This window comes from Pseudomonas sp. BTN1, from assembly GCF_001907715.1.
In the GTDB taxonomy this organism is placed as follows: domain Bacteria; phylum Pseudomonadota; class Gammaproteobacteria; order Pseudomonadales; family Pseudomonadaceae; genus Aquipseudomonas; species Aquipseudomonas paracarnis.
The window spans coordinates 25,511-49,513 of the sequence record NZ_MPBM01000026.1 but is presented as its reverse complement, the minus strand read 5'-3'; the positions used below and the strand labels follow the sequence as shown (position 1 = coordinate 49,513).

The following is a 24,003-nucleotide window of genomic DNA, read 5'->3' as shown; positions in this document are numbered from 1 at the left end:
GAAACTTTCAGCCAAACAGCGCAGTCATCCCATAACGGAGGTCACCTCACCCACCATCCACGGGAGCACACATGGCGGCGATTCACATCGGCATTTCCGGCTGGCGCTACACGCCCTGGCGCGGGGACTTTTACCCCGAAGGGCTGACCCAGAAACGCGAGTTGCAGTTTGCGTCACGCGCCGTCAACAGCATCGAAATCAACGGCTCGTTCTATGCGTTGCAAACCCCCAAGCGCTACGCCGAGTGGTATGCCGATACGCCCGAAGGTTTCCTGTTCAGTGTCAAGGCGCCCCGTTTCATCACGCATATCCTGCGCCTGCGGGACGTGCACAAGCCGATGGCGAATTTCTTCGCTTCCGGGGTGCTGGAACTCAAAGAAAAACTCGGCCCCATCCTCTGGCAGTTTCCGCCCAGCTTCAAATTTGACGCCACGCTGTTCGAAACCTTCCTGGCCCAATTACCCACCGACACCCAGCAGGCGGCCGCCCTCGCCCGCCAGCATGAGCCACGCCTGAACGGCAAGGCGAGCATGAAGGCCTATGCCAAGAAGCCTTTGCGCCATGCCGTGGAGATTCGCAACAAGAGTTTTGCCGTGCCGGAGTTCATCCAACTGCTGGATAAGCACGGTGTGGCGCTGGTGGTCGCGGACACCGCCGGCAAGTGGCCGTACATGGAAGACGTGACCGCCAACTTCATGTACCTGCGCTTGCACGGCGACAAGCAGTTATACGCCAGTGGTTATAGCGCCGAAGCGCTCCAGCGCTGGGGTGACCGCATCGAACGCTGGGCCCAGGGCAAGCAGCCTGCCGATGCACACCTGGTCGACCCGCACCACACACCCCGCAGGCGTAAACAGCGCGATGTGTTCTGTTTTTTCGACAACGACATCAAAGTTCGCGCCCCCTTCGATGCACGCCAATTGCTGCAACGCTTCGGACTGGACGAACACCTGCTCACCGAGCCTGGCCGACTGCCGGAACCAGGAGTATTGCCATGACGCATCCAGAGCTGATCCCCACCCCGCCGACCACCGCCATCACCCGTTTCACGGTGCTGACGGTCAATATCCACAAGGGTTTCACCGCACTGAATCGCCGCTTCATCTTGCCCGAACTGCGTGAAGCGGTGCGCAGCGTGGGCGCCGACATGGTGTTCTTGCAGGAGATCCATGGCACTCACGAACGCCATCCCCAGCGCTACAGCGACTGGCCAAAAATGCCGCAGTATGAGTTCCTGGCCGACAGCATCTGGCCGCAGTTTGCCTATGGGCGCAATGCGGTGTACCCCCATGGCGACCATGGCAATGCACTGCTGTCGAAATTCCAGATCATCCGCTACGACAACCTCGACATTTCGCAAAGCGGCCATGAAAACCGCGGCCTGCTGCATTGCGTGTTGCGCCTGCCGGGCAGCGGCCAGCAGGTGCACGCGATCTGCATCCACCTGGGCTTGCGCGAGGTGCATCGCCAACAACAATTGCGGTTGCTGGAACAACGTATCAGCGAGATTCCGGCCGATGCGCCGTTGGTGGTCGCTGGCGATTTCAACGACTGGCGGCAAAAAGCCGACCTGAGCGAAAGCGGTTTGCAGGAAGTGTTCATGCACACCCTTGGCAAACCGGCGCGCACCTTCCCGGCACGCCTGCCGTTGCTGCCGCTGGACCGCATTTATGTGCGTAACTTGACGGTGCACAACCCGCGCGTACTCACCACTCGCCCTTGGTCCCATCTCTCAGACCATGTGCCGCTGTCGGTGGAGGTTGAGCTATGAACGTTGCGGTAGACCATATCGCCACAGACCAACCGCCAGATGACAGCAAAGCGCGGGATCTGGATTACGGCTGGCAGAGCGGCAACCAGGTGGCGTTGCTGGAGAACGGCGAGGCGTACTTTCCCGCTGTGTTCGAGGCTTTGCGGGCGGCAGAGCGCGAGATCCTGCTGGAGACCTTCATCCTCTTTGAAGACAAGGTCGGCTTTGAGCTGCACAGCATCCTCATCGAGGCGGCCAAGCGTGGGGTAAAGGTGGTGGTCAGCCTCGACGGTTTTGGTTGCGGCGAGCTGAGCCCGGGCTTCCTGCGGGAGTTGGCCGAAGCCGGGGTGATGGTGCAGATGTTCGACCCGGCGCCCAAGACCTTCGGCATACGCACTAACTGGTTTCGCCGCCTGCACCGCAAGATTGTCGTGGTGGATGCCCGCGTGGCGTTCATCGGCGGGATCAATTTTTCTGCTGACCACTTGGCGGATTTCGGCCCCGAAGCCAAGCAGGATTACTCAGTACAGGTGATCGGCCCGGCTGTGGCCGACCTGCACCATTTCGCCCTCGCCCAAAGTGGCCGCCAAGTGCGCAGCCGTCGCGGTTGGCGACGGCGCCAGCAACGGCCTTCGCCCTGGACGAGCGAGCCAGGCGACGGCCTGGTGCGCCTGATTTATCGCGATAACATTCAGCATCGTGACGATATCGAAGACGCGTATATCCACGCCTTGAGCCAGGCTCGGCGGCGCGTGGTGATCGCCAACGCGTATTTCTTCCCCGGCTATCGCCTGCTTCGCGAGATCCGCAACGCGGCGCGCCGTGGCGTGCAGGTGCAGTTGATCATGCAAGGCCAGCCGGACGTGCTGTTGGCGAAACTCGCTGCGCGCATGCTCTATGACTACTTGCTCAAGGATGGCGTGGTGATTCACGAATACTGCCAACGCCCGCTGCACGGCAAGGTGGCGCTGGTGGATGACGAATGGAGCACCGTCGGTTCGAGCAACCTGGACCCACTGAGCCTGGCATTAAACCTGGAAGCCAATGTGCTGATTCGCGACCGGGCTTTCAATCAGCAGCTCTACGAACGCCTGGAAGCCCTGGCCCGAAATCATTGCCAGACCATTCCGGAAAAGCGCAAGCCACGTCTGTGGCTCTGGCGCTTGACCGTGGGTTTCCTGGTGTTTCATGTGATGCGCCATTTCCCGGTACTGGCCAGTTGGTTACCGGCCCACAAACCGCGTTTGAAACCTTTTGAGGCCACGCCCCATGACGTCTGAAGCCCGCCCCCAAGCGCAAGCCTCTGGGTTCAAGCGCTGGAAGAAACCGCTGACGATCGCGTTCTTCGTGCTGCTGATCGTGTTGTTTACCCTGCTGGCCCGGCGCATCGACTGGAGCGAAGTGTTCCAGACCCTGAGCGAGTTCAAGCTGCGCACATTGTTCATCGCCGGCGCGCTGACGCTGTGCAGTTTTATCGTCTATGCCTGCTTCGACTTGATCGGCCGCACCTACATTCGCCAGCCGTTGCGTTGGAAGCAGATATTGCCGGTGGGTTTCATCAGCTACGCGTTCAACCTCAACCTCAGCGCCTGGGTCGGTGGCATCGCCATGCGGTATCGGCTGTATTCGCGCCTGGGCGTGAGCACCAGCAATATCGCCAAGATCCTCGGCCTGAGCCTGGCCACCAATTGGTTTGGCTATATGGCGTTGGCCGGAGTGGTTTTCAGCAGCGGGTTGGTGACCCTGCCGCCGGGCTGGAAGCTCAGCAGCGGCGCCTTGCAAGGGGTCGGGGGGTTATTGGTGCTCGCGAGCCTGGGCTACCTGGCGGCGTGCCGGTTTTCGAAAAAGCGCGCGTGGTCGATTCGCGGTATCGAGATCAACTTGCCGTCGCTGCGCATGGCCTGTTTGCAACTGGCCCTGGGTGCGTTGAACTGGTCGTTGATGGCGGCGGTGATATTTGCCTTGTTGCCCGCCAAACTGGATTACCCACTGGTGCTGGGGGTGCTGTTGATCAGCGCAATTGCCGGGGTGGTCACCCATATTCCCGCCGGCTTGGGGGTGTTGGAGGCGGTGTTCATTGCGCTGTTGCAGCATGAGGCGTCGCGGGGGAGTTTGCTGGCCGGGCTGATCGCGTACCGGGCGATTTATTTTATCTGCCCGTTGTTGATTGCACTGGTGATGTATTTGGGGGTGGAGGCCAAGGCCAAGGCGTTGCGGGTTAAGAAAACTGCCTGATGAGACGGTGGTGACGGTGGAATCGCTTTCGCGGGCAAGCCCGGCTCCCACAGGGGAATGCATTCCCAGGTGGGAGCCGGGCTTGTCCGCGAAAGCGATCACAAGGGCAACGACTATCGAGCCTGAATGATGCTCAACCGCTCCCCTACCACCATCTCGGTGATCCAGTCCACCAGGATCGAGGTGTAGGCCTGTTGCGACACCGGGTCGCTCAGGGAATGGTCGGCGCCGTCGATGATGCGGTGGGTCAGCGAATGGGTCTGCTGGCACGCCGCGCGGTAACTCATGATGGTGGCGTGGGGCACATGGTCGTCGGTTTCCGATTCGACAATCAGCACATCGCCGGTAAATTGCGCGCAGGCATGCAGGGCACGGTTGGTTTCGGCGTGCACGAGGGTGCCGCGGTAATCCATCAGGTCGGCTTTATCCAAGTCGCGCTTGGGCTTGAGCCATTCCTGATCGCGGTACAGCGCCGGCACTCGCAGCGCCAGCCAACGTACCGGGCGCAATGAGGTGAGGATCGCTGCCAGGTAGCCGCCATAACTGGTGCCCACCACTGCCACCGCCGAGGTGTCGATAGCCGGGTGGGACAGCAGGCGGTCGTAGGCGGCCAGCAGGTCGCGCAGGTTGTCTTCGCGGGTGACGCGCGACAAAGGGATGCCGGTGCCAGCATGGCCACGCAGGTCGAAGGTCAGGCACACACACCCAAGGCCTGCGATACCTTTGGCCCGCTCCAGGTCGCGCTCCTGGCTGCCGCCCCAGCCGTGCACGAACAACACGCCGGGCACTTTGGACTTGGGACTGAGGAATGTCCCGCTCATCTGTTCGTCGTCTATATCGATGGTGATGCTCTCGCTTCTAGCCGTCATAAGTCTTGACCGTCACATACTTGAGTAGAAAGTCGCTGTTTTCGGCCGGGCCTCGGTATACCTCGATGGCATCCGCCGGCAGCGCTTGGTCTACATAGGTTTCTACCGAGGACACACGGATAGCCTTAAGGCCCGGATGGTTGATAAAGCTCTGCAGCGCTGCGACCTCCGCGCTGCTGGCTCCGCCCATGCGCCAGGATTGTTCGAGCACGCCACTACGGCGCTGGCCTGTGCTGTCCAGGCCTTGGGCGATGTCGTAGTTGCGGCGCGAGGCGAAGAAGCTTGGGTAGGCTTCGTCCGCAGCACGGTCGAAAACCAGCGCCTGTTCAATGGCCTCACGCACGTCTTCCCGCAGATCCAGTTTGAGCAGGGCAGCATAATCACCGGGGACGACCAGCAGATCGGAACCGCCGTAGACCTCTTCCCCCTGCCCGTCTTGGGTCAGGTGCTGCTCGCCGCAGTAGCTAATGAGGTGATCGCCAATAAAACTCTGGCCCACACTGTGGGTGACCACCGCGTGCAGGTCTTGTTCCAGCACCACGCCTTCATTGAACATTCGGGCCGCTTCCGGGCGCGCCACTATCGCGTCGAACTCATCCAGGCTGTGGATAACTTCCTGCCCGCGCCCTGCACAGGCGTTCACGGGTTTCAGACGAATCGGGCCACTGTAGAGCAAGCGGGTCGCGGCAGGCCGCGCGTCCTTAAGGGCGAACACACTCACGCCGTCCAACACCACGTCACGCACGCGCTCGCAGAATGTCGGCGACCAGCCTTCGGGCGCCTTGGCCTCGGGACTCAACAGGCCATGCGTGATGGCCTTGGTGCAGATAAAAGCGTGATCGACATAGCCGCCCCACAGATCGCCAGGCCCCTTGATATTGAGCTGGCGCGCTTGGGCTGGCCCGACCAGGGTTTGCGTGGGCAGCAGATACAATTCCCGACCCGCATGCAGGGCCGGGTCGTAACTGCCACCGAACTTGAGCCCCAGGATCTGCGCCAGCCAGCGTGCGAGGGCGCGGTTGGTTTCGATTTCATGCAGGGGCGCCCCCTCTCGCATGGAGTGGGCGACCACCAACTTCTTGCGACTTATGGGGGTCATGCGGTCCCCTTTTCCATCAACCTTTGTGTAGCAATGAGGTTGCATGGATCAGGCCAACGCTGTGATTGAGCGGATAGTTGTTAAATCAATCAGTTGCGCAAAAAGTGATGGCCGTTAGCCTGTTTTATTCTGCACGACCCGGGGCGAACCCTGCGGCGTTCTGCACGATTCAAACCCCAAAGCGGTTGCGGTAATCGCTGGGGGACAGGCCGGTGATTTTCTTGAAAATGGTACGAAAGGCACCGGGGTCTTGATAGCCCACGGTCCAGGCAATGTGATCGATGGTGCCGTTGGTGAACTCCAGCATCTGCCGCGCCTTGCCGACCCGCAGGTGTTGGCAGTACTCGGTGGGTTTCAATCCGGTGGCGTTGCGAAAGCGCCGCAGAAAGGTGCGCTCTTCCAGGTTCGCCTCCTGCGCCATCGCTGCCACGGACACGTCCACCGCGCCACTGGCTTGCAGCCAATGCTGGACCTTGAGGACCGCACCATCACCGTGCCTGAGAAGCGGCGCAAAGTTACTCCCACATTGGCTGGCGCTGGCGCTGTGTTCGATCACCAGAAAACGCGCCGTATCGGCCGCCACGCTCGGGCCCATCAGCCGGTCGACCAGGCGCAGGCCCAGTTCGGACCAGGCCATCAGCCCCGCGGAAGTGATCAGGTCGCCGTCATCGACAATGGGTTTATCCGCTTCCAGGCGCACCGCCGGGTAACTGGCCGCAAAAGACTTCGCGGAGGACCAGTGGGTGGTGGCGCTGCGGCCATCCAACAGGCCGCTGCGCGCCAGCATGATCGAGCCGATGCACACGCCGCCCAGCACGGTGCCGCCCGCATGTTGCAGGCGCAGCCATTCCAGCAGCGCAGGCGGCGCCTGGTCTTCGATGAACTCTGCAATCGAGGGCGGCACCAACACGGCCATCATCGGTTGGTCGGGGCCTGGGTGGCTGTCGAACGTGCGCGCGGGCGTGCCGTGGGCATCTACCTGCCAGTGGCTGACCCGCAGCAGCGGCAGTTGCGCAGAGTCATGCTCGGCGGCGATGCGGTTAGCGACCCCGAACAGGTCAGTCAGCCCGTGGACTGCGGCGAGTTGCGCACCTTGGTAGATCAACACACCCAGCTCGACAGTGCTGCGTTGCGCGGCCATTGTCAGTTTTCCCCCTGTTATTGTCGGTGCGGCCAATTCTCGGCGTGATCGCCAGCTAAGATACTAGGCCCATCAACCCATCACGAGGCAACACACATGGCCAAGCAGGCGCTCATCCTAATCGATATCCAGAACGACTACTTCCCCCAGGGCAAGTGGCCGCTCGACGGCGTGGAAGCCGCAGCGGACAAGGCGGCGCAGGTGCTCCAGGCGTTTCGACAAGCAGGCGATGCGGTGATTCATGTACGGCATGAGTTCGCTGGCGACGACGCACCGTTCTTCACACCGGGCTCCGAAGGCGCGCACTTGCATGCCAAGGTGCTCAACGAGGGCGAGGAACCGGTGGTGCTCAAACACTTCGTGAATGCGTTTCGCCAAACCAACCTGCGCGAACTGCTGGAACAGCGCAGCATCACCGACGTGGTGGTGGTAGGCAGCATGAGCCATATGTGCATTGACGCCGTGGTACGGGCGGCGGCGGACCTGGGCTACAAGGTTACGGTGATCCATGATGCCTGCGCGACCCGCGACCAGGAATTCAACGGGCAGGTGATTCCGGCGGCGCAGGTGCACGGGGCGTACATGGCCTCCCTGGCATTTGGCTATGCGGGTGTGGTGTCGGCAGAGGAATATCTGCAGGCCCAAGCAGCGGCTGCGTGACCGCCACCCGGGGCTGATCGCTTTAGCGTGTGGCGATGATGAACAGGCGCGGAAAGGGCAACAACACCGTGCCATCGGCCAGGGCTGGATAAGCCTGGGTAATTCGCGCCTGGTATTGCTGCAGGAAGGCGGCTTTTTCATCGTCGGTCAACGGTGCGAGAAAAGGCCGCAATGCCGAGGCCTTGAACCACTCCACCACCGCCGAGTGGTCCGCCAACGGGTGGTGATAGGTGGTGCGCCACACATCCACGGTGCTGCAATGCTTGCTCAGCAGCTCGTAGTAGTAACTGGCGGTGTGCCGCTCATTGTGTTTGACCGCCCCTATCTTCGCCGACCACGGGCCATCGGCCGCAACTTCACGGGCCAGGCGATGGGCGGGCTCGTCAAGGTTGTCCGGGGTTTGCACCGCCAGCGTACCGCCTGGGTTCAGTTGGTGGACCAAGTGCGGGTAGAGCGTGGCGTGGTCCGGCAGCCATTGCAGCGAGGCATTGGCCAGAATCACATCCAAGCGTTGCGCAGGGTGCCAGGCGCCGATATCTGCCAGCTCGAAGTTCAACCTGGGCAGGCGCTTGCGGGCGTCTACCAACATGTCATCGGAGCTGTCCATGCCAGTGACGTGCGCTTGGGGGAAACGCTCGGCCAGCACTTCGGTGGAGTTTCCCGGCCCGCACCCCAGGTCGACTGCGGTGCCCACGTCGGTGTTGGGAATTGCCGCAATCAGGTCACGGACAGGGCGAGTGCGCTGCTGTTCGAACATCGTGTACTGCTTGGCGGACCAGGTCATCACAGCTTTCCTTCTTTCTTAGAGGTGGCGACAGCCTAAATCTTGTGAGCCATGAGAACAAATGCTGGGGTTGGTGTGCTGCCTGCAAAAAGGCAGCGCGTGCACCGACGCCTGTTCATCGCCCATAAAAAAACCCCGATGCTTTCGCTATCGGGGGTTTTGTTTGTTCAGGGTCGGTCTTGGACCTTAGAACGGGATATCGTCATCAAAGCTGTCGAAATCCGGAGCCGGTTGCGGAGCAGCCTGTTGTGGTGCTGGGCGCGACTCACGCTGTGGCTGCTGGCTTGGCTGCGGACGCGACTGCTGTGGGCGCGGTGCCGAGTTGGACATACCGCCCTGGCCCTGTTGGTCGCCCTGTGGACGGCCGCCCAGCAGTTGCATGGTGCCTTGCATGTCGACCACGATTTCGGTGGTGTAACGCTTGATGCCGTCTTTTTCCCACTCACGGGTTTGCAGTTTGCCTTCGATGTAGACCTGCGAACCTTTGCGCAGGTATTCACCGGCGATCTCTGCGACCTTGCCGAACATCGACACGCGGTGCCATTCGGTCTTCTCGACCTTCTGGCCGGTCTGCTTGTCGGTCCACTGTTCGCTGGTCGCCAGGCTCAGGTTGGTCACGGCGTTACCGTTAGGCAAGTAGCGAACTTCGGGATCCTGGCCGCAAGTACCGACCAATATGACTTTGTTAACCCCACGGGCCATAACGTTCTCCTAGGCTGGGCGCGCTGTCGGCACTGGGTTGACCAGTTGCTCGAGCGTCGCGCGATCCAATAATTCGGTGTCCAATTTGATGTAAATGGCCGCCTCTTCAGCGACCACGACTGCATCCGTTACCCCTACGACAGCCTTCAGGCGCTCTACCAGGCCGGCTTCGCGGATCGCCTCGGGCGATAGCGGCAAACGCAGACTGGTGACGTAGGGAGGTTCGCGCATGGTAACAGCAAAGACCAGCCAAAGTGCAGCCAGCCCGGCGCATCCGAGGAACACAACCGACAAACCGCCATGCTGGAACATCCAGCCGCCCATGATGCCGCCCAACGCGGAACCCAGGAACTGGCTGGTGGAATACACCCCCATGGCCGTGCCCTTGCCGCCTGCCGGTGAAACTTTACTGATCAGTGACGGCAACGACGCTTCGAGCAGGTTGAAGGCGGTGAAAAACACCACCGTTCCGATCACCAATGCTCGCAGGCTGTCGCCGAACTGCCAGAAGAATAGTTCAGTGAGCATCAATGTCGCGACGGCGCCGAGTAAAACTCGTTTCATTTTGCGTTTCTTCTCGCCATAGATGATGAACGGGATCATGGCGAAGAACGAAATCAACAGCGCAGTGAGGTAGACCCACCAGTGCTGTTCCTTGGGCAGACCGGCTTTTTCCACCAGGGCCAGGGGCAAGGCGACGAAGCTGCACATCAGCATGGCGTGTAATACGAAGATACCTAAATCCAGGCGCAGCAGGTCCGGGTGCTTGAGCGTCGGCAGCAACGCCTTGCGTGCGACGCCCGATTCACGATGCTGCAGGGTGCCGGTGGAGCGCGGCACCATAAAAGCCACGATCAGGATGCCGAACAACGCCATGCCGCCCGTGGCCAGGAACAGCCCATGCAAGCCGAACGCGCGCGTGAGCAAGGGGCCGACCACCATGGCCACGGCAAACGACAGGCCGATGGTCATGCCGATCATCGCCATGGCCTTGGTGCGGTGTTGTTCGCGGGTCAGGTCCGACAGCAGCGCCATCACGGCGGCGGAAATCGCACCGGCGCCCTGCAGGATGCGTCCGGCGATCACGCCCCAGATCGAATCGGACTGGGCCGCTAGCACACTGCCAAGGGCGAATACGATCAGCCCGAGATAGATCACCGGGCGACGGCCAATGCGGTCGGAAATAATCCCGAACGGAATCTGGAAAATTGCCTGGGTCAGGCCATAGGCGCCAATCGCCAGGCCGATCAAGGCGGGGGTCGCCCCTGCGAGATCCATCCCATAGGTGGCCAGCACCGGCAACACCATAAACATGCCCAGCATACGGAAGGCGAACACCAGGGCCAGACCGCTTGCCGCTCGGGTCTCGCCGCTACTCATGCGTTCGCTGTGGGGATCGTGCATGGAAAAACCTCGTGTGAACCGGCGGCGATTCTACCAGTCCCATCGATTGAGAGGGTATATGCGGCGCTTTGCCGCGCAGCTTTCATGTAAGGCTGCAAGCGGCGTTTTGACAGTGTATATTCATCCAGTCTTTAGCCGTATACTCCGGCATCATTTACGCCCGCCGTGCGAGGCCATCTTGGACAAGATCCTGATTCGTGGGGCTAGAACCCACAACCTGAAGAACATCGACCTGACCCTGCCCCGGGACAAACTGATCGTCATCACCGGCTTGTCCGGCTCCGGCAAATCGTCCCTGGCGTTCGACACGCTGTATGCCGAAGGTCAGCGTCGCTATGTGGAATCCCTGTCGGCCTACGCCCGGCAGTTCCTGTCGATGATGGAAAAGCCCGATGTCGACACCATTGAAGGCCTGTCGCCGGCTATTTCCATCGAGCAGAAATCCACGTCCCACAACCCGCGCTCCACCGTGGGTACCATTACCGAAATCTACGACTATCTGCGCCTGCTGTATGCGCGCGTGGGCATTCCGCGCTGCCCGGACCACGATATTCCCCTGGAAGCCCAGACCGTCAGCCAGATGGTCGACCTGGTACTGGCCCAGCCAGAGGGCGCCAAGCTGATGCTGCTGGCGCCCGTCATTCGCGAGCGCAAGGGTGAACACCTGTCGGTCTTCGAAGAACTGCGTGCCCAGGGCTTCGTGCGGGCGCGCATCAACGGCAAGCTCTATGAGCTGGACGAAGCGCCGAAGCTGGACAAGCAGAAAAAGCACTCCATTGATGTGGTGGTCGACCGATTCAAGGTGCGCGCCGACTTGCAGCAGCGTTTGGCGGAATCGTTCGAAACCGCGCTGAAGCTGGCCGATGGCATTGCCCTCGTAGCGCCGATGGATGACGAGCCGGGCGAAGAGATCATCTTCTCCGCGCGCTTTGCGTGCCCCATATGTGGCCATGCCATCAGTGAGCTGGAACCCAAGCTGTTTTCCTTCAACAACCCGGCCGGCGCCTGCCCGACTTGCGACGGCCTGGGTGTGAAGCAGTTTTTCGATATCAAGCGCCTGGTCAATGGTGACCTGACCCTGGCCGAGGGGGCGATACGCGGATGGGACAGGCGTAACGTCTACTATTTCCAGATGCTCGGGTCATTGGCCTCGCACTACAAGTTCAGCCTGGAAGTGCCGTTCAACCAGCTGCCGGCAGACCAGCAGAAGGTCATTCTGCATGGCAGCGGTTCGCAGAATGTCGACTTCAAGTACCTGAACGACCGTGGCGACATCGTCAAGCGCTCGCACCCGTTCGAAGGCATCGTGCCGAACCTGGAGCGTCGCTACCGCGAGACCGAATCGGCAAGCGTGCGTGAAGAACTGGCAAAATTCCTCAGTACTCAGCCTTGCCCGGATTGCCGTGGCACCCGCCTGCGCCGTGAGGCACGTCACGTGTGGGTGGGCGAGAAGACCCTGCCAGCAGTGACCAACCTGCCGATCGGCGATGCGTGTGAATACTTTGGCGTACTCAAGCTCACCGGGCGACGCGGGGAAATTGCCGACAAGATCCTCAAGGAAATTCGCGAGCGTCTGCAGTTCCTGGTCAACGTTGGCCTGGACTACCTGTCGCTGGACCGTAGCGCCGATACCTTGTCGGGCGGTGAAGCACAGCGAATCCGTCTGGCCAGCCAGATTGGCGCGGGCCTTGTGGGCGTGCTGTATATCCTCGATGAGCCGTCGATTGGCTTGCACCAACGGGATAACGACCGCCTGCTGGGCACGCTGAAACACCTGCGCGATATCGGCAATACCGTGATCGTGGTCGAGCATGATGAAGACGCTATCCGCCTGGCGGACTACGTGGTCGATATCGGCCCGGGCGCGGGAGTGCATGGTGGCCATATCGTTGCCGAGGGCACGCCTGCCGAAGTGATGGCACATCCGGACTCGTTGACCGGCAAGTACCTGTCTGGCCGGGTGAAGATCGAAGTGCCCGCCAAGCGTACGCCGCGCAACAAAAAGATGGCTCTGCACCTCAAGGGCGCGCGCGGGAACAACCTGCGCAATGTCGACCTGGAGATTCCGCTGGGCCTGCTGACCTGCGTGACCGGTGTTTCCGGTTCGGGCAAGTCGACGCTGATCAACAACACCTTGTTCCCACTGAGTGCCACCGCCCTGAACGGCGCGACCACTCTGGAAGCTGCGGCCCACGACAGCATCAAAGGCCTGGAGCATCTGGACAAGGTCGTCGACATCGACCAGAGCCCGATTGGACGCACACCGCGTTCCAACCCAGCCACCTACACCGGGCTGTTTACGCCTATCCGCGAGCTGTTCGCTGGCGTACCCGAGTCGCGCTCACGGGGTTATGGGCCGGGCCGGTTCTCGTTCAACGTCAAGGGTGGGCGCTGCGAAGCCTGCCAGGGCGACGGCCTGATCAAGGTGGAGATGCACTTCCTGCCCGACATCTACGTGCCGTGCGATGTGTGCAAGAGCAAGCGCTACAACCGCGAGACCCTGGAGATCAAGTACAAGGGCAAGAGCATCCATGAAACCCTGGAGATGACAATCGAGGAAGCTCGCGAGTTCTTCGACGCGGTGCCGGCGTTGGCGCGCAAGCTGCAGACGCTGATGGATGTAGGCCTGTCGTACATCAAGCTGGGGCAATCAGCGACCACGCTGTCGGGCGGTGAAGCGCAGCGGGTCAAATTGTCTCGCGAGCTGTCCAAGCGTGATACCGGCAAAACCTTGTACATCCTCGATGAGCCGACCACTGGCCTGCACTTCGCGGATATTCAGCAGTTGCTGGACGTACTTCACCGCTTGCGGGACCACGGCAATACCGTGGTGGTGATTGAGCACAACCTTGATGTGATCAAGACGGCCGACTGGTTGGTAGACCTGGGGCCGGAAGGTGGTTCGAAGGGTGGCCAGATCATCGCAGTGGGCACGCCAGAGCAGGTTTCCGAAATGCCGCAGTCGCACACCGGTTACTACCTGAAACCATTGCTGGAACGCGATCGGGCCTGATCTTTTCATCGTCCAATAAAAAGCCCCTGCCACTTTGCGGTGACAGGGGCTTTTTTATAGCCGGGAATCAGAACTGCGATTGCAGGTAATTCTCCAGGCCGATCAGCTTGATCAGGCCCAACTGCTTTTCCAGCCAGTAGGTGTGATCTTCTTCGGTGTCATTCAACTGCACTCGCAGTATTTCCCGGGTGACATAGTCGTTGTGCTGCTCACAAAGCTCGATGCCCTTGCAGAGTGCAGCACGGACCTTGTACTCAAGGCGAAGATCGGCAGCGAGCATGTCAGGCACTGTGGTACCCACGTCCAGATCATCAGGACGCATACGTGGCGTGCCTTCGAGCATCAGAATGCGGCGCATCAGGGCATCAGCGTGCTGTGCCTCTTCTTCCATTTCGTGGTTGATACGCTCGTAGAGCTCGGTAAAGCCCCAGTCTTCGTACATACGCGAATGGATGAAATATTGGTCACGAGCTGCCAGTTCGCCCGTCAGCAACGTGTTGAGGTAATCGATTACGTCGGGGTGACCTTGCATCGCCCTACATCTCCCTGCTTGAAAGACTGTAGTTTGAACCATGCTGACTTGAAGGTCACGGGACAAACGGCAGAAAAGTGAAGATTTCCGGAGAAAAGTAGCTGAAATAACGCAAAAACCGCCCAAATGAGGGCGGTTCTGCTTATCGTTTAGAGTCAGTTAAGCGATACACCCAATGCCTTTGCGATTGCTTCTCCATAAGCCGGGTCGGCCTTATAGAAGTGCTGCAGTTGACGCTGGACCACATCGCTGGAAACGCCACCCATAGCACCGGCGATGTTATTGGTGAGCAGGGCTTTCTGCTCATCATTCATCAGACGGAACAGCGCACCGGCGTGGCTGTAGTAGTCCGTATCTTCGCGATGATCGTAGCGATCAGCCGCGCCGCTCAGGGTCAATGCTGGCTCTGCATACTGCGGGGCTTGCTTGGGCGCATCGGCATAGCTGTTTGGCTCGTAGTTCGGAGCCGCACCGCCGTTACTACCGAAAGCCATGGAGCCGTCACGCTGGTAGCTGTTAACCGGGCTACGTGGTGCGTTCACCGGCAGTTGCTGGTGGTTGGTGCCCACACGGTAGCGGTGCGCATCGGCGTAGGCAAAAACCCGACCTTGCAGCATACGGTCCGGCGACAGGCCAACGCCTGGGACCATGTTGCTTGGGCCAAATGCGGCCTGCTCGACTTCGGCGAAGTAGTTCTGCGGATTACGATTGAGCTCCAGCTCACCCACTTCAATCAACGGGAATTCTTTTTGCGACCAGGTCTTGGTCACGTCAAACGGGTTCTCGTAATGGGCGTTCGCCTGTGCCTCGGTCATGATCTGGATGCACACGCGCCACTTGGGGAAGTCACCGCGCTCGATTGCACCAAACAGATCACGCTGGGCGTAATCAGGATCGGTTCCCGCCAAGCGGGCGGCCTCGGCCGGCGCCAGGTTCTTGATGCCTTGCTTAGTCTTGTAGTGCCACTTCACCCAATGACGCTCACCCTGGGCATTGATCAGACTGTAAGTGTGGCTGCCGAAACCATGCATGTGGCGATAGCCGTCCGGGATGCCACGGTCCGAAAACAGAATGGTGACCTGATGCAGCGCCTCTGGTGAGTGCGACCAGAAGTCCCACATCATCTGCGCGCTTTTCAGGTTGCTCTGCGGCAGGCGTTTCTGGGTGTGGATAAAATCCGGGAATTTCAGCGGATCACGAATAAAGAACACGGGAGTGTTGTTACCCACGATGTCCCAGTTACCCTCTTCGGTATAGAACTTCAGGGCAAAGCCACGTGGATCACGTTCAGTGTCAGCAGAACCGCGCTCACCGCCTACAGTGGAGAATCGCAGGAATGTCGGCGTTTGCTTGCCAACAGATTCGAACAGCTTGGCGCTGGTGTATTGGGTGATGTCACGGGTGACTGTGAACGTACCGTAGGCGCCCGATCCTTTGGCGTGCACGCGACGCTCAGGGATGTTTTCACGGTTGAAGTGAGCGAGCTTCTCGATCAGGTGGAAATCGTCGAGTAACAACGGACCACGAGGGCCCGCGGAACGGGAGTTCTGGTTATCCGCAACGGGAGCACCGCTGGCGGTGGTAAGGACTTTATTCTGGCTCATGCTCAATCTTCCTCAGGTCGGACTTGGAACTGCCGGCTAATCGGCTTGGAGGGAGTATTGATCATCAACACCACGCCTACAAATTCATTAAATTGCAGGCATCGATAGAGAATAACTAACAACACTCCGTTCGCTATAGTGCAGCGCCCGGCCTATGGAAGCTTGTATAAGTTGCGCTTTTGTTACGCGCACAAAAAACCGGGCACTAGGCCCGGTTTTTCGTTGCAGCTTGTCGTCTTACTCGGCGCTTACAGCTTCGCCGGCAGTAGCACGATCAACCAACTCGACGTACGCCATAGGCGCGTTGTCGCCAGCGCGGAAACCGCACTTGAGGATGCGCAGGTAGCCACCCTCACGGGTAGCGTAACGCTTGCCCAGGTCGTTGAAGAGCTTACCAACGATAGCTTTCGAACGAGTACGGTCGAAAGCCAGACGGCGGTTAGCCAGGCTGTCTGTCTTGGCCAAAGTGATCAGCGGCTCAGCAACGCGACGCAGTTCTTTAGCTTTCGGCAGTGTAGTTTTGATCAGCTCGTGCTCGAACAGCGACACCGCCATGTTTTGGAACATGGCCTTGCGGTGCGAGCTGGTACGGCTCAGGTGACGACCACTTTTACGATGACGCATGGTTCATTCCTTACCAAACTCACGTTCGGTGATTACGACGATCAGGCAGTCGCCTTGTCGTCCTTCTTAAGACTTGCAGGCGGCCAGTTGTCGAGGCGCATGCCGAGGGACAGACCGCGGGAGGCCAGAACGTCCTTGATTTCAGTCAAGGATTTCTTGCCCAGGTTCGGAGTCTTCAACAGTTCTACTTCGGTGCGCTGGATCAGGTCACCGATGTAGTAAATGTTTTCCGCCTTAAGGCAGTTAGCCGAACGTACAGTCAGTTCCAGATCGTCAACCGGGCGAAGCAGGATCGGATCGATCTCGTCTTCCTGCTCGATTACCACTGGTTCGCTGTCACCTTTGAGGTCGACGAACGCAGCCAACTGCTGTTGCAGAATGGTTGCAGCGCGGCGGATAGCCTCTTCAGGATCCAGGGTACCGTTGGTTTCCAGATCAATAACCAGCTTGTCCAGGTTAGTACGCTGCTCGACACGGGCGTTTTCCACCACGTATGCGATACGGCGAACCGGGCTGAACGAAGAGTCAAGCTGCAAGCGACCAATGCTGCGGCTTTCGTCTTCATCGCTCTGACGCGAGTCGGCCGGTTCATAACCACGACCACGAGCTACAGTGAGCTTCATGTTCAGGGCGCCGTTAGACGCCAGGTTAGCGATTACGTGATCGGGGTTAACGATCTCGACATCATGATCCAGCTGAATATCGGCAGCGGTAACCACCCCCGAACCCTTCTTCGACAAGGTCAGCGTAACTTCGTCACGGCCGTGCAGCTTGATAGCCAGACCTTTAAGGTTCAACAGGATTTCAATTACGTCTTCCTGTACACCTTCGATGGCGCTGTACTCGTGGAGCACACCGTCAATCTCGGCCTCGACTACTGCACAGCCGGGCATTGAGGACAACAGGATGCGGCGCAGCGCGTTGCCCAGGGTGTGGCCAAAACCACGCTCGAGAGGCTCGAGAGTAATTTTGGCGCGGGTTGGACTGACAACCTGCACATCAATGTGGCGGGGTGTCAGGAACTCATTTACCGAAATCTGCATGGATGCACCTATTTTCTAGCCCTTACTTGGAGTAGAGCTCGACAATCAGGCTTTCGTTGATGTCGGCGGACAGATCACTGCGAGCAGGAACGTTCTTGAAAACGCCCGACTTCTTCTCAGTGTCTACTTCTACCCATTCTACGCGGCCACGTTGGGCACACAGATCGAGAGCTTGGACAATGCGAAGTTGGTTTTTTGCTTTCTCGCGAACTGCGACCACGTCACCAGCACGAACCTGGTAGGACGGAACGTTTACGGTCTGACCGTTAACGCTGATCGACTTGTGCGATACCAGCTGACGGGATTCGGCACGAGTCGAACCGAAGCCCATACGGTATACAACGTTGTCCAGACGGCATTCGAGCAGTTGCAGCAGGTTTTCACCGGTTGCACCTTTCTTGCCAGCAGCTTCTTTGTAGTAGCCGCTGAACTGACGCTCGAGAACGCCGTAGATACGACGGACCTTCTGCTTTTCACGCAGTTGGGTGCCGTAGTCGGACTGGCGACCGCGGCGTTGGCCGTGGATACCAGGTGCTGCTTCAATGTTGCACTTCGATTCGATCGCGCGCACGCCGCTCTTCAGGAAGAGATCGGTGCCTTCGCGACGAGCGAGTTTGCATTTTGGACCAATGTAACGAGCCATTCTTTACAATCTCCTGGATTACACGCGGCGCTTCTTCGGCGGACGGCACCCGTTGTGCGGGATTGGCGTCACGTCGGTGATGCTGGCGATCTTATAGCCACAGCCGTTCAAAGCACGGACAGCAGACTCACGACCTGGACCTGGACCCTTGACGTTAACGTCGAGGTTTTTCAGGCCGTATTCCAGCGCAGCTTGACCAGCACGTTCAGCAGCTACTTGAGCAGCAAACGGGGTGGACTTGCGGGAACCGCGGAAACCCGAACCACCGGAGGTAGCCCAAGAAAGCGCGTTACCTTGACGGTCGGTGATGGTCACGATTGTGTTGTTAAAAGATGCATGGATGTGGGCGATGCCATCAACCACTGTCTTTTTAACTTTTTTACGAGGACGAGCAGCAGGTTTTGCCATGATAATTTTCCTGTCGATTCGCTGGGGCGATTACTTGCGGATCGGCTTACGCGGACCTTTACGGGTACGCGCGTTAGTCTTGGTACGCTGACCGCGTACTGGAAGACCACGACGATGACGCAGACCGCGATAGCAACCGAGGTCCATCAAACGCTTGATTTTCATGTTGATTTCGCGACGCAGGTCACCTTCAGTGGTGAACTTCGCCACTTCGCCACGCAGCTGTTCAATCTGCTCGTCGCTCAGATCCTTGATCTTAGCGGCTGGGTTTACCCCAGCAACTGCGCAAATTTTCTGCGCAGTAGTGCGACCAACACCATAGATGTAGGTCAGCGAGATAACAGTGTGCTTGTTATCTGGAATGTTAACGCCTGCAATACGGGCCATTCAGTGGGACTCCAATTGACAGCTACCTACGCCCCGGAAGCCAAGAAATAGGGCGCGAGATAATATCGCTGTAATAACAAATAATCAACCCGGCAGCGCACTAGCTGCCGGGCTTCAAGCGGATCACACTCAGCCTTGGCGCTGTTTGTGACGCGGTTCCGCGCTGCAAATTACTCGAACAACACCTTCGCGGCGAATAATCTTGCAGTTACGGCACAGCTTTTTCACCGATGCACGAACTTTCATCACCAACTCCTCGAACCTTATGGGGTACTCAGCGCAACATGCCGCTGCCGTAGCCCTTCAGGTTGGCTTTCTTCATCAGGGATTCGTACTGGTGCGAAACGAGGTGCGATTGTACTTGGGACATGAAGTCCATCACAACCACGACCACGATCAGCAACGAGGTCCCGCCAAGGTAGAACGGAACGTTTGCTGCAACCACCAGGAACTGGGGCAACAAGCACACGGCCGTCATATATAGAGCACCGAACAGGGTCAAACGAGTCAGAACGCCATCAATGTAGCGTGCCGACTGCTCACCTGGACGGATGCCCGGAATAAAGGCACCGGACTTCTTCAGGTTTTCCGCTACGTCTTTCGGATTGAACATCAACGCCGTATAGAAGAAGCAGAAGAAAATAATCCCTGCACTAAACAGCAGAATATTCAACGGCTGACCAGGAGCGATCGACTGAGAGAGGTCCTGCAGCCAGCCCATATTTTCAGACTGACCAAACCAGGTACCCAACGAAGCCGGAAACAGCAAGATGCTGCTCGCGAAAATTGCCGGAATAACACCGGCCATATTCACTTTCAGCGGCAAGTGGCTGGTCTGCGCAGCGAAGACCTTACGGCCCTGCTGACGCTTGGCGTAGTGAACAGCAATACGACGCTGGCCACGCTCAATGAACACCACAAAACCGATAATCGCTACTGCCAGCAAACCGATGGCAACCAAGGCGAAGATATTGATATCACCCTGACGCGCAGACTCGAAAGACTGCCCGATTGCTCTCGGAAGACCGGCGACGATACCTGCGAAAATCAACATCGAGATACCGTTGCCAACACCACGCTCAGTAATCTGCTCACCCAGCCACATCATGAACATCGCACCAGCCACAAACGTGGATACCGCGACGAAATGGAAGCCAAAGTCACCAGTGAACGCAACGCCCTGCCCCGCCAGGCCAACGGACATGCCGATAGCTTGAACCAGGGCGAGGACGACAGTGCCGTAGCGGGTGTACTGGCTAATCTTGCGACGGCCAGCTTCACCTTCCTTCTTCAACTGCTCCAGCTGCGGGCTGACGGCTGTCATCAGCTGCATGATGATCGATGCCGAAATGTACGGCATGATCCCCAGTGCAAAGATGCTCATCCGCTCCAGCGCGCCGCCGGAAAACATGTTGAACAAGCTAAGAATGGTCCCCTCATTCTGTCGAAACAGGTCTGCGAGTCGGTCCGGGTTGATACCTGGAACCGGGATGTGTGCGCCTATTCGGTAGACGATAATCGCCAGGAACAGAAAACGCAGACGAGCCCAAAGTTCAGACATACCGCCTTTGCCGAGCGCTGAGAGAGCACCTTGCTTAGCCATTTATTCCTCGAACTTGCCGCCAGCTGCTTCGATAGCCGAACGCGCACCTTTGGTGGCGCCGATTCCCTTGCCGATAGTGACAGCGCGAGTCACTTCACCGGACAGCATGATTTTCACACGCTGTACGTTGACGTTGATCACGTTGGCATCTTTCAGGGTCTGCACAGTAACGATGTCGCCTTCCACTTTAGCCAGCTCGGACAGACGCACTTCTGCGCGATCCATGGCTTTCAGGGATACGAAACCGAACTTGGGCAGGCGACGATGCAGCGGCTGTTGACCGCCTTCAAAGCCTGGAGCAATGGTGCCACCGGAGCGGGAGGTTTGACCCTTGTGGCCACGGCCACCGGTCTTACCCAAACCACTACCGATACCACGGCCCGGACGATGCTTTTCGCGACGGGAACCCGGCGCTGGACTCAGATCATTGAGTTTCATCGATTAACCCTCTACACGCAGCATGTAGTAAGCCTTGTTGATCATCCCGCGATTCTCGGGAGTATCCTGGACTTCTACAGTGTGACCGATGCGACGCAGACCCAAACCTTTAACGCACAATTTGTGGTTAGGGATGCGGCCGGTCATGCTTTTGATCAGCGTTACTTTAACGGTAGCCATGATCAGAAGATCTCCTTGACAGTCAGACCACGCTTGGCAGCGATGGACTCAGGAGATTGCATAGCCTTCAGACCCTTGAAAGTGGCGTGAACCACGTTTACCGGGTTAGTCGAGCCATAGCACTTGGCCAGAACGTTCTGAACGCCAGCAACTTCGAGCACAGCACGCATAGCGCCGCCAGCGATGATACCGGTACCTTCAGAAGCAGGCTGCATGTACACCTTCGAAGCGCCGTGAGCGGACTTCATTGCGTACTGCAGAGTGGTACCGTTCAGATCAACTTGGATCATGTTGCGACGAGCAGCTTCCATTGCCTTCTGGATCGCGGCAGGCACTTCACGTGACTTGCCACGGCCGAAGCCAACACGCCCTTTACCATCACCCACCACGGTCAACGCGGTGAAAGTGAAGATACGGCCGCCTTTAACGGTTTTGGCTACGCGGTTAACTTGAACCAGCTTCTCAATGTAGCCTTCGTCGCGCTTTTGGTCGTTATTTGACATAACTTAGAACTCCAGCCCAGCTTCACGAGCAGCATCAGCCAGCGCTTTCACGCGGCCGTGGTACTTGAAGCCAGAGCGGTCGAAAGCCACTTGCGAGACGCCAGCGGCCTTAGCACGCGTAGCGACCAGCTGGCCAACCTTTGTGGCCGCGTCGATGTTGCCAGTGGCACCATCACGCAGTTCTTTATCCAAAGTCGAGGCGCTTGCCAGGACTTTGTTGCCGTCGGCCGAGATGACCTGGGCGTAGATGTGCTGCGACGAGCGGAACACGCAGAGACGCACGACTTCGAGTTCGTGCATTTTCAGGCGTGCTTTGCGAGCGCGACGCAGTCGAGTAACTTTTTTGTCGGTCATTTGCTATGCCCTACTTCTTCTTGGCTTCTTTACGACGGACGACTTCGTCCGCGTAGCGCACACCTTTGCCTTTGTACGGCTCTGGTGGACGGAAGTCGCGGATCTCAGCGGCCACTTGACCTACCAGCTGCTTGTCGATGCCCTTGATCAGGATATCGGTCTGGCTAGGAGTCTCAGCAGTGATGCCCGCTGGCAGTTCGTAATCCACTGGGTGCGAGAAGCCAAGGGCAAGGTTCAAAACCGTGCCTTTTGCTTGCGCTTTGTAACCAACACCGACCAGCTGGAGCTTACGCTCGAAGCCTTGGCTTACGCCTTGGACCATGTTGTTTACCAACGCACGCGTGGTACCGGCCATTGCGCGAGTTTGTTGATCGCCATTGCGAGCAGCGAAACGCAGCTCACCAGCTTCTTCAACGATCTCAACGGACGAATGGATGTTCAGTTCAAGAGTACCCTTGGCACCCTTCACCGAAAGCTGTTGGCCTGCGAATTTGACTTCGACACCGGCTGGCAGCTTAACGGGGTTCTTAGCGACGCGAGACATGCTTATCCCCCCTTAGAACACAGTGCAAAGAACTTCGCCGCCGACACCGGCAGCGCGCGCAGCACGATCCGTCATCACACCTTTGTTGGTGGAGACGATAGACACGCCCAGACCGCCACGAACTTTCGGCAGATCTTCAGCGGACTTGTACTGACGCAGGCCTGGACGGCTAACGCGCTTCACTTCCTCGATGACCGAACGGCCTTCGAAGTACTTCAGCTCGATGGACAGCAGTGGTTTGATTTCGCTGCTGATCTGATAACCCGCAATGTAGCCTTCGTCTTTCAGGACTTTGGCAACAGCTACCTTCAACTTGGAAGATGGCATGCTTACGACGGACTTTTCAGCCATCTGGGCATTACGGATACGAGTTAGCATGTCCGCTAACGGGTCCTGCATACTCATGGGCTAGACGCTCCTAATACAAAAAAATTAGCCTTGCGGCTACATATGTCGCCGAGAATCTCCGAGCACAAAAAACACGGGCTCAGGCGAGCCGCGTATTTTAGACATACTCCAGAAATGAAACAAGCCCCAAAAGGGGCTTGATCCAGATTCAAGGTCACCGGCGGTCAGTATCTTGCGATTCCGACCACCTGGACGTTGAAAGTACTTACCAGCTGGCTTTAACCAGACCTGGTACGTCACCACGCATTGCCGCTTCACGCAGTTTGTTACGGCCGAGGCCGAACTTGCGGTAAACGCCGTGTGGACGACCGGTCAGGCGGCAGCGGTTACGCATGCGCGAAGCGCTTGCGTCACGTGGCTGCTTCTGCAGAGCAACTGTAGCTTCCCAACGCGCTTCTGGACTTGCGTTCAGATCAACGATGATTGCTTTCAGTGCTGCACGCTTCTTGGCGTACTTGGCAACCGTGAGCTGACGCTTCAGCTCGCGGTTTTTCATGCTCATCTTGGCCATGGTCCTACTCCAATCAGTTGCGGAACGGGAATTTGAACGCACGCAGCAGAGCGCGGCCTTCATCATCGTTCTTGGCAGTGGTGGTCAGGGTGATGTCCAGACCGCGGAGAGCATCGATCTTGTCGTAGTCGATTTCCGGGAAGATGATCTGCTCTTTCACGCCCATGCTGTAGTTACCACGACCATCGAAGGACTTGGCATTCAGGCCGCGGAAGTCGCGGACCCGAGGCAGGGAGATCGACAGCAGACGATCCAGGAATTCGTACATACGCTCACGGCGCAGAGTCACTTTGACGCCGATCGGCCAACCTTCACGGACTTTAAAGCCAGCGATGGATTTCCGAGCGTAAGTCACAACGACTTTTTGACCGGTGATCTTTTCCAGGTCAGCAACAGCGTGCTCGATGACTTTTTTGTCGCCGATCGCTTCGCCCAGACCCATGTTCAGGGTGATTTTGGTGACGCGCGGAACTTCCATCACGTTCCCGAGCTTAAGTTCTTCCTTAAGCTTAGGGGCGATTTCCTTCCGGTAAATCTCTTGTAGTCGTGCCATGGTCTAATCTA

Annotated in this window: 29 protein-coding genes; 6 read left to right on the top strand and 23 right to left on the bottom strand. The window is 58.4% G+C overall.

Annotation, left to right across the window (positions count from 1 at the left end; translation table 11 throughout):
• Positions 1 to 71 precede the first annotated feature (71 nt).
• The 4 genes from BMH52_RS13145 to BMH52_RS13130 are packed head-to-tail and all read left to right on the top strand — an operon-like array spanning position 72 to position 3,985.
• Positions 72 to 998: a DUF72 domain-containing protein gene (locus BMH52_RS13145; RefSeq protein WP_014720140.1), complete on the top strand. Its 927-nt coding sequence runs from the start codon at positions 72 to 74 to the stop codon at positions 996 to 998.
• Positions 995 to 1,771: an endonuclease/exonuclease/phosphatase family protein gene (locus BMH52_RS13140; protein ID WP_014720141.1), complete on the top strand. Its 777-nt coding sequence runs from the start codon at positions 995 to 997 to the stop codon at positions 1,769 to 1,771. Before BMH52_RS13145 ends, BMH52_RS13140 begins: the two co-directional genes overlap by 4 nt.
• Positions 1,768 to 3,030, top strand: a complete 1,263-nt coding sequence (clsB, locus tag BMH52_RS13135) for a cardiolipin synthase ClsB (RefSeq protein WP_072435448.1) — start codon at positions 1,768 to 1,770, stop codon at positions 3,028 to 3,030. The genes BMH52_RS13140 and clsB overlap by 4 nt, the downstream gene beginning before the upstream one ends.
• Positions 3,020 to 3,985, top strand: a complete 966-nt coding sequence (locus tag BMH52_RS13130) for a lysylphosphatidylglycerol synthase domain-containing protein (protein ID WP_014720143.1) — start codon at positions 3,020 to 3,022, stop codon at positions 3,983 to 3,985. The genes clsB and BMH52_RS13130 overlap by 11 nt, the downstream gene beginning before the upstream one ends.
• Before the next feature lie 113 nt (positions 3,986 to 4,098).
• Here BMH52_RS13130 and BMH52_RS13125 read toward each other — a convergent pair whose 3' ends face one another.
• The 3 genes from BMH52_RS13125 to BMH52_RS13115 all read right to left on the bottom strand — a co-directional run bounded on the left by BMH52_RS13125 (position 4,099) and on the right by BMH52_RS13115 (position 7,094).
• A complete protein-coding gene (locus BMH52_RS13125) occupies positions 4,099 to 4,854 on the bottom strand; it encodes a S9 family peptidase (RefSeq protein ID WP_019818878.1) in 756 nt (251 codons plus the stop codon).
• Positions 4,844 to 5,953: a DUF3182 family protein gene (locus BMH52_RS13120; protein ID WP_014720145.1), complete on the bottom strand. Its 1,110-nt coding sequence runs from the start codon at positions 5,951 to 5,953 to the stop codon at positions 4,844 to 4,846. Before BMH52_RS13120 ends, BMH52_RS13125 begins: the two co-directional genes overlap by 11 nt.
• Before the next feature lie 169 nt (positions 5,954 to 6,122).
• The gene (locus BMH52_RS13115) at positions 6,123 to 7,094 is read right to left on the bottom strand and encodes a GlxA family transcriptional regulator (RefSeq protein WP_073843897.1); all 972 of its coding nucleotides are present in this window, start codon (positions 7,092 to 7,094) and stop codon (positions 6,123 to 6,125) included.
• A 96-nt stretch (positions 7,095 to 7,190) separates the two neighbouring features.
• Here BMH52_RS13115 and BMH52_RS13110 point away from each other — a divergent pair, with 96 nt between their 5' ends.
• Positions 7,191 to 7,754 (top strand): cysteine hydrolase family protein, encoded by a 564-nt coding sequence (locus BMH52_RS13110; protein WP_019818884.1) that lies wholly within the window; start codon positions 7,191 to 7,193, stop codon positions 7,752 to 7,754.
• Between the two features lie 22 nt (positions 7,755 to 7,776).
• On the opposite strand, the gene tam is transcribed toward BMH52_RS13110, so the two are convergent.
• The 3 genes from tam to BMH52_RS13095 form a co-directional block, all read right to left on the bottom strand.
• Complete coding sequence (gene tam, locus BMH52_RS13105) at positions 7,777 to 8,538, bottom strand: trans-aconitate 2-methyltransferase (RefSeq protein WP_073843895.1); 762 nt, start codon at positions 8,536 to 8,538, stop codon at positions 7,777 to 7,779.
• A gap of 186 nt (positions 8,539 to 8,724) precedes the next feature.
• Positions 8,725 to 9,240 (bottom strand): single-stranded DNA-binding protein, encoded by a 516-nt coding sequence (locus BMH52_RS13100; protein WP_003232445.1) that lies wholly within the window; start codon positions 9,238 to 9,240, stop codon positions 8,725 to 8,727.
• A 9-nt stretch (positions 9,241 to 9,249) separates the two neighbouring features.
• Positions 9,250 to 10,644 (bottom strand): MFS transporter, encoded by a 1,395-nt coding sequence (locus tag BMH52_RS13095; protein WP_014720149.1) that lies wholly within the window; start codon positions 10,642 to 10,644, stop codon positions 9,250 to 9,252.
• Between the two features lie 178 nt (positions 10,645 to 10,822).
• Between BMH52_RS13095 and uvrA the strand changes: the two genes are divergently transcribed.
• Positions 10,823 to 13,657 (top strand): excinuclease ABC subunit UvrA, encoded by a 2,835-nt coding sequence (gene uvrA, locus BMH52_RS13090; RefSeq protein WP_014720150.1) that lies wholly within the window; start codon positions 10,823 to 10,825, stop codon positions 13,655 to 13,657.
• 67 nt (positions 13,658 to 13,724) lie between these two features.
• Here uvrA and bfr read toward each other — a convergent pair whose 3' ends face one another.
• The 17 genes from bfr to rplE all read right to left on the bottom strand — a co-directional run bounded on the left by bfr (position 13,725) and on the right by rplE (position 23,992).
• Complete coding sequence (gene bfr / locus BMH52_RS13085) at positions 13,725 to 14,189, bottom strand: bacterioferritin (protein ID WP_003176400.1); 465 nt, start codon at positions 14,187 to 14,189, stop codon at positions 13,725 to 13,727.
• Positions 14,190 to 14,344: 155 nt separating this feature from the next.
• Entirely contained in the window at positions 14,345 to 15,793 is a 1,449-nt protein-coding gene (locus BMH52_RS13080; protein WP_014720152.1) for a catalase, read from the bottom strand.
• A 237-nt stretch (positions 15,794 to 16,030) separates the two neighbouring features.
• Positions 16,031 to 16,417: a 50S ribosomal protein L17 gene (gene rplQ / locus BMH52_RS13075; RefSeq protein WP_003176402.1), complete on the bottom strand. Its 387-nt coding sequence runs from the start codon at positions 16,415 to 16,417 to the stop codon at positions 16,031 to 16,033.
• A 41-nt stretch (positions 16,418 to 16,458) separates the two neighbouring features.
• Positions 16,459 to 17,460 (bottom strand): DNA-directed RNA polymerase subunit alpha, encoded by a 1,002-nt coding sequence (rpoA, locus tag BMH52_RS13070; protein WP_003176403.1) that lies wholly within the window; start codon positions 17,458 to 17,460, stop codon positions 16,459 to 16,461.
• A 22-nt stretch (positions 17,461 to 17,482) separates the two neighbouring features.
• Positions 17,483 to 18,103 carry a 30S ribosomal protein S4 gene (rpsD, locus tag BMH52_RS13065; RefSeq protein WP_003176404.1) on the bottom strand — a complete coding sequence of 207 codons (621 nt, stop codon included), beginning with the start codon at positions 18,101 to 18,103 and terminating at the stop codon, positions 17,483 to 17,485.
• A gap of 18 nt (positions 18,104 to 18,121) precedes the next feature.
• On the bottom strand, positions 18,122 to 18,511 hold the full coding sequence (rpsK, locus tag BMH52_RS13060; RefSeq protein WP_002555466.1) for a 30S ribosomal protein S11: 390 nt from the start codon (positions 18,509 to 18,511) through the stop codon (positions 18,122 to 18,124).
• 30 nt (positions 18,512 to 18,541) lie between these two features.
• Positions 18,542 to 18,898 carry a 30S ribosomal protein S13 gene (rpsM, locus tag BMH52_RS13055; RefSeq protein WP_003194635.1) on the bottom strand — a complete coding sequence of 119 codons (357 nt, stop codon included), beginning with the start codon at positions 18,896 to 18,898 and terminating at the stop codon, positions 18,542 to 18,544.
• Between the two features lie 129 nt (positions 18,899 to 19,027).
• A complete protein-coding gene (rpmJ, locus tag BMH52_RS13050) occupies positions 19,028 to 19,144 on the bottom strand; it encodes a 50S ribosomal protein L36 (RefSeq protein WP_002555468.1) in 117 nt (38 codons plus the stop codon).
• A gap of 28 nt (positions 19,145 to 19,172) precedes the next feature.
• On the bottom strand, positions 19,173 to 20,501 hold the full coding sequence (gene secY / locus BMH52_RS13045) for a preprotein translocase subunit SecY (protein ID WP_003194637.1): 1,329 nt from the start codon (positions 20,499 to 20,501) through the stop codon (positions 19,173 to 19,175).
• Positions 20,502 to 20,939, bottom strand: coding sequence for a 50S ribosomal protein L15 (rplO, locus tag BMH52_RS13040; protein ID WP_003176407.1), 438 nt, complete (start codon positions 20,937 to 20,939; stop codon positions 20,502 to 20,504).
• Positions 20,940 to 20,942: 3 nt separating this feature from the next.
• Positions 20,943 to 21,119 (bottom strand): 50S ribosomal protein L30, encoded by a 177-nt coding sequence (gene rpmD, locus BMH52_RS13035; protein WP_003176408.1) that lies wholly within the window; start codon positions 21,117 to 21,119, stop codon positions 20,943 to 20,945.
• A 2-nt stretch (positions 21,120 to 21,121) separates the two neighbouring features.
• Positions 21,122 to 21,622 carry a 30S ribosomal protein S5 gene (gene rpsE, locus BMH52_RS13030; protein WP_003176409.1) on the bottom strand — a complete coding sequence of 167 codons (501 nt, stop codon included), beginning with the start codon at positions 21,620 to 21,622 and terminating at the stop codon, positions 21,122 to 21,124.
• A gap of 3 nt (positions 21,623 to 21,625) precedes the next feature.
• Positions 21,626 to 21,976 (bottom strand): 50S ribosomal protein L18, encoded by a 351-nt coding sequence (gene rplR / locus BMH52_RS13025; protein WP_003186037.1) that lies wholly within the window; start codon positions 21,974 to 21,976, stop codon positions 21,626 to 21,628.
• A gap of 10 nt (positions 21,977 to 21,986) precedes the next feature.
• Positions 21,987 to 22,520, bottom strand: a complete 534-nt coding sequence (rplF, locus tag BMH52_RS13020) for a 50S ribosomal protein L6 (protein WP_003194640.1) — start codon at positions 22,518 to 22,520, stop codon at positions 21,987 to 21,989.
• Positions 22,521 to 22,532: 12 nt separating this feature from the next.
• Positions 22,533 to 22,925, bottom strand: coding sequence for a 30S ribosomal protein S8 (gene rpsH / locus BMH52_RS13015; RefSeq protein ID WP_003176413.1), 393 nt, complete (start codon positions 22,923 to 22,925; stop codon positions 22,533 to 22,535).
• Positions 22,926 to 23,133: 208 nt separating this feature from the next.
• Positions 23,134 to 23,439: a 30S ribosomal protein S14 gene (rpsN, locus tag BMH52_RS13010; protein WP_003176414.1), complete on the bottom strand. Its 306-nt coding sequence runs from the start codon at positions 23,437 to 23,439 to the stop codon at positions 23,134 to 23,136.
• Positions 23,440 to 23,452: 13 nt separating this feature from the next.
• Positions 23,453 to 23,992, bottom strand: coding sequence for a 50S ribosomal protein L5 (gene rplE / locus BMH52_RS13005; protein WP_003194642.1), 540 nt, complete (start codon positions 23,990 to 23,992; stop codon positions 23,453 to 23,455).
• Positions 23,993 to 24,003 lie beyond the last annotated feature (11 nt).

What these genes read in the sequence shown, in the direction of transcription:
- BMH52_RS13145 (WP_014720140.1), top strand. Translation starts at nt 72, where the DNA reads ATGGCGGCGATTCACATCGGCATTTCCGGCTGGCGCTACACGCCCTGG.
- BMH52_RS13140 (WP_014720141.1), top strand. Translation starts at nt 995, where the DNA reads ATGACGCATCCAGAGCTGATCCCCACCCCGCCGACCACCGCCATCACC.
- clsB (WP_072435448.1), top strand. Translation starts at nt 1,768, where the DNA reads ATGAACGTTGCGGTAGACCATATCGCCACAGACCAACCGCCAGATGAC.
- BMH52_RS13130 (WP_014720143.1), top strand. Translation starts at nt 3,020, where the DNA reads ATGACGTCTGAAGCCCGCCCCCAAGCGCAAGCCTCTGGGTTCAAGCGC.
- BMH52_RS13125 (WP_019818878.1), bottom strand. Translation starts at nt 4,854, where the DNA reads ATGACGGCTAGAAGCGAGAGCATCACCATCGATATAGACGACGAACAG.
- BMH52_RS13120 (WP_014720145.1), bottom strand. Translation starts at nt 5,953, where the DNA reads ATGACCCCCATAAGTCGCAAGAAGTTGGTGGTCGCCCACTCCATGCGA.
- BMH52_RS13115 (WP_073843897.1), bottom strand. Translation starts at nt 7,094, where the DNA reads ATGGCCGCGCAACGCAGCACTGTCGAGCTGGGTGTGTTGATCTACCAA.
- BMH52_RS13110 (WP_019818884.1), top strand. Translation starts at nt 7,191, where the DNA reads ATGGCCAAGCAGGCGCTCATCCTAATCGATATCCAGAACGACTACTTC.
- tam (WP_073843895.1), bottom strand. Translation starts at nt 8,538, where the DNA reads ATGACCTGGTCCGCCAAGCAGTACACGATGTTCGAACAGCAGCGCACT.
- BMH52_RS13100 (WP_003232445.1), bottom strand. Translation starts at nt 9,240, where the DNA reads ATGGCCCGTGGGGTTAACAAAGTCATATTGGTCGGTACTTGCGGCCAG.
- BMH52_RS13095 (WP_014720149.1), bottom strand. Translation starts at nt 10,644, where the DNA reads ATGCACGATCCCCACAGCGAACGCATGAGTAGCGGCGAGACCCGAGCG.
- bfr (WP_003176400.1), bottom strand. Translation starts at nt 14,189, where the DNA reads ATGCAAGGTCACCCCGACGTAATCGATTACCTCAACACGTTGCTGACG.
- BMH52_RS13080 (WP_014720152.1), bottom strand. Translation starts at nt 15,793, where the DNA reads ATGAGCCAGAATAAAGTCCTTACCACCGCCAGCGGTGCTCCCGTTGCG.
- rplQ (WP_003176402.1), bottom strand. Translation starts at nt 16,417, where the DNA reads ATGCGTCATCGTAAAAGTGGTCGTCACCTGAGCCGTACCAGCTCGCAC.
- rpoA (WP_003176403.1), bottom strand. Translation starts at nt 17,460, where the DNA reads ATGCAGATTTCGGTAAATGAGTTCCTGACACCCCGCCACATTGATGTG.
- rpsD (WP_003176404.1), bottom strand. Translation starts at nt 18,103, where the DNA reads ATGGCTCGTTACATTGGTCCAAAATGCAAACTCGCTCGTCGCGAAGGC.
- rpsK (WP_002555466.1), bottom strand. Translation starts at nt 18,511, where the DNA reads ATGGCAAAACCTGCTGCTCGTCCTCGTAAAAAAGTTAAAAAGACAGTG.
- rpsM (WP_003194635.1), bottom strand. Translation starts at nt 18,898, where the DNA reads ATGGCCCGTATTGCAGGCGTTAACATTCCAGATAACAAGCACACTGTT.
- rpmJ (WP_002555468.1), bottom strand. Translation starts at nt 19,144, where the DNA reads ATGAAAGTTCGTGCATCGGTGAAAAAGCTGTGCCGTAACTGCAAGATT.
- secY (WP_003194637.1), bottom strand. Translation starts at nt 20,501, where the DNA reads ATGGCTAAGCAAGGTGCTCTCTCAGCGCTCGGCAAAGGCGGTATGTCT.
- rplO (WP_003176407.1), bottom strand. Translation starts at nt 20,939, where the DNA reads ATGAAACTCAATGATCTGAGTCCAGCGCCGGGTTCCCGTCGCGAAAAG.
- rpmD (WP_003176408.1), bottom strand. Translation starts at nt 21,119, where the DNA reads ATGGCTACCGTTAAAGTAACGCTGATCAAAAGCATGACCGGCCGCATC.
- rpsE (WP_003176409.1), bottom strand. Translation starts at nt 21,622, where the DNA reads ATGTCAAATAACGACCAAAAGCGCGACGAAGGCTACATTGAGAAGCTG.
- rplR (WP_003186037.1), bottom strand. Translation starts at nt 21,976, where the DNA reads ATGACCGACAAAAAAGTTACTCGACTGCGTCGCGCTCGCAAAGCACGC.
- rplF (WP_003194640.1), bottom strand. Translation starts at nt 22,520, where the DNA reads ATGTCTCGCGTCGCTAAGAACCCCGTTAAGCTGCCAGCCGGTGTCGAA.
- rpsH (WP_003176413.1), bottom strand. Translation starts at nt 22,925, where the DNA reads ATGAGTATGCAGGACCCGTTAGCGGACATGCTAACTCGTATCCGTAAT.
- rpsN (WP_003176414.1), bottom strand. Translation starts at nt 23,439, where the DNA reads ATGGCCAAGATGAGCATGAAAAACCGCGAGCTGAAGCGTCAGCTCACG.
- rplE (WP_003194642.1), bottom strand. Translation starts at nt 23,992, where the DNA reads ATGGCACGACTACAAGAGATTTACCGGAAGGAAATCGCCCCTAAGCTT.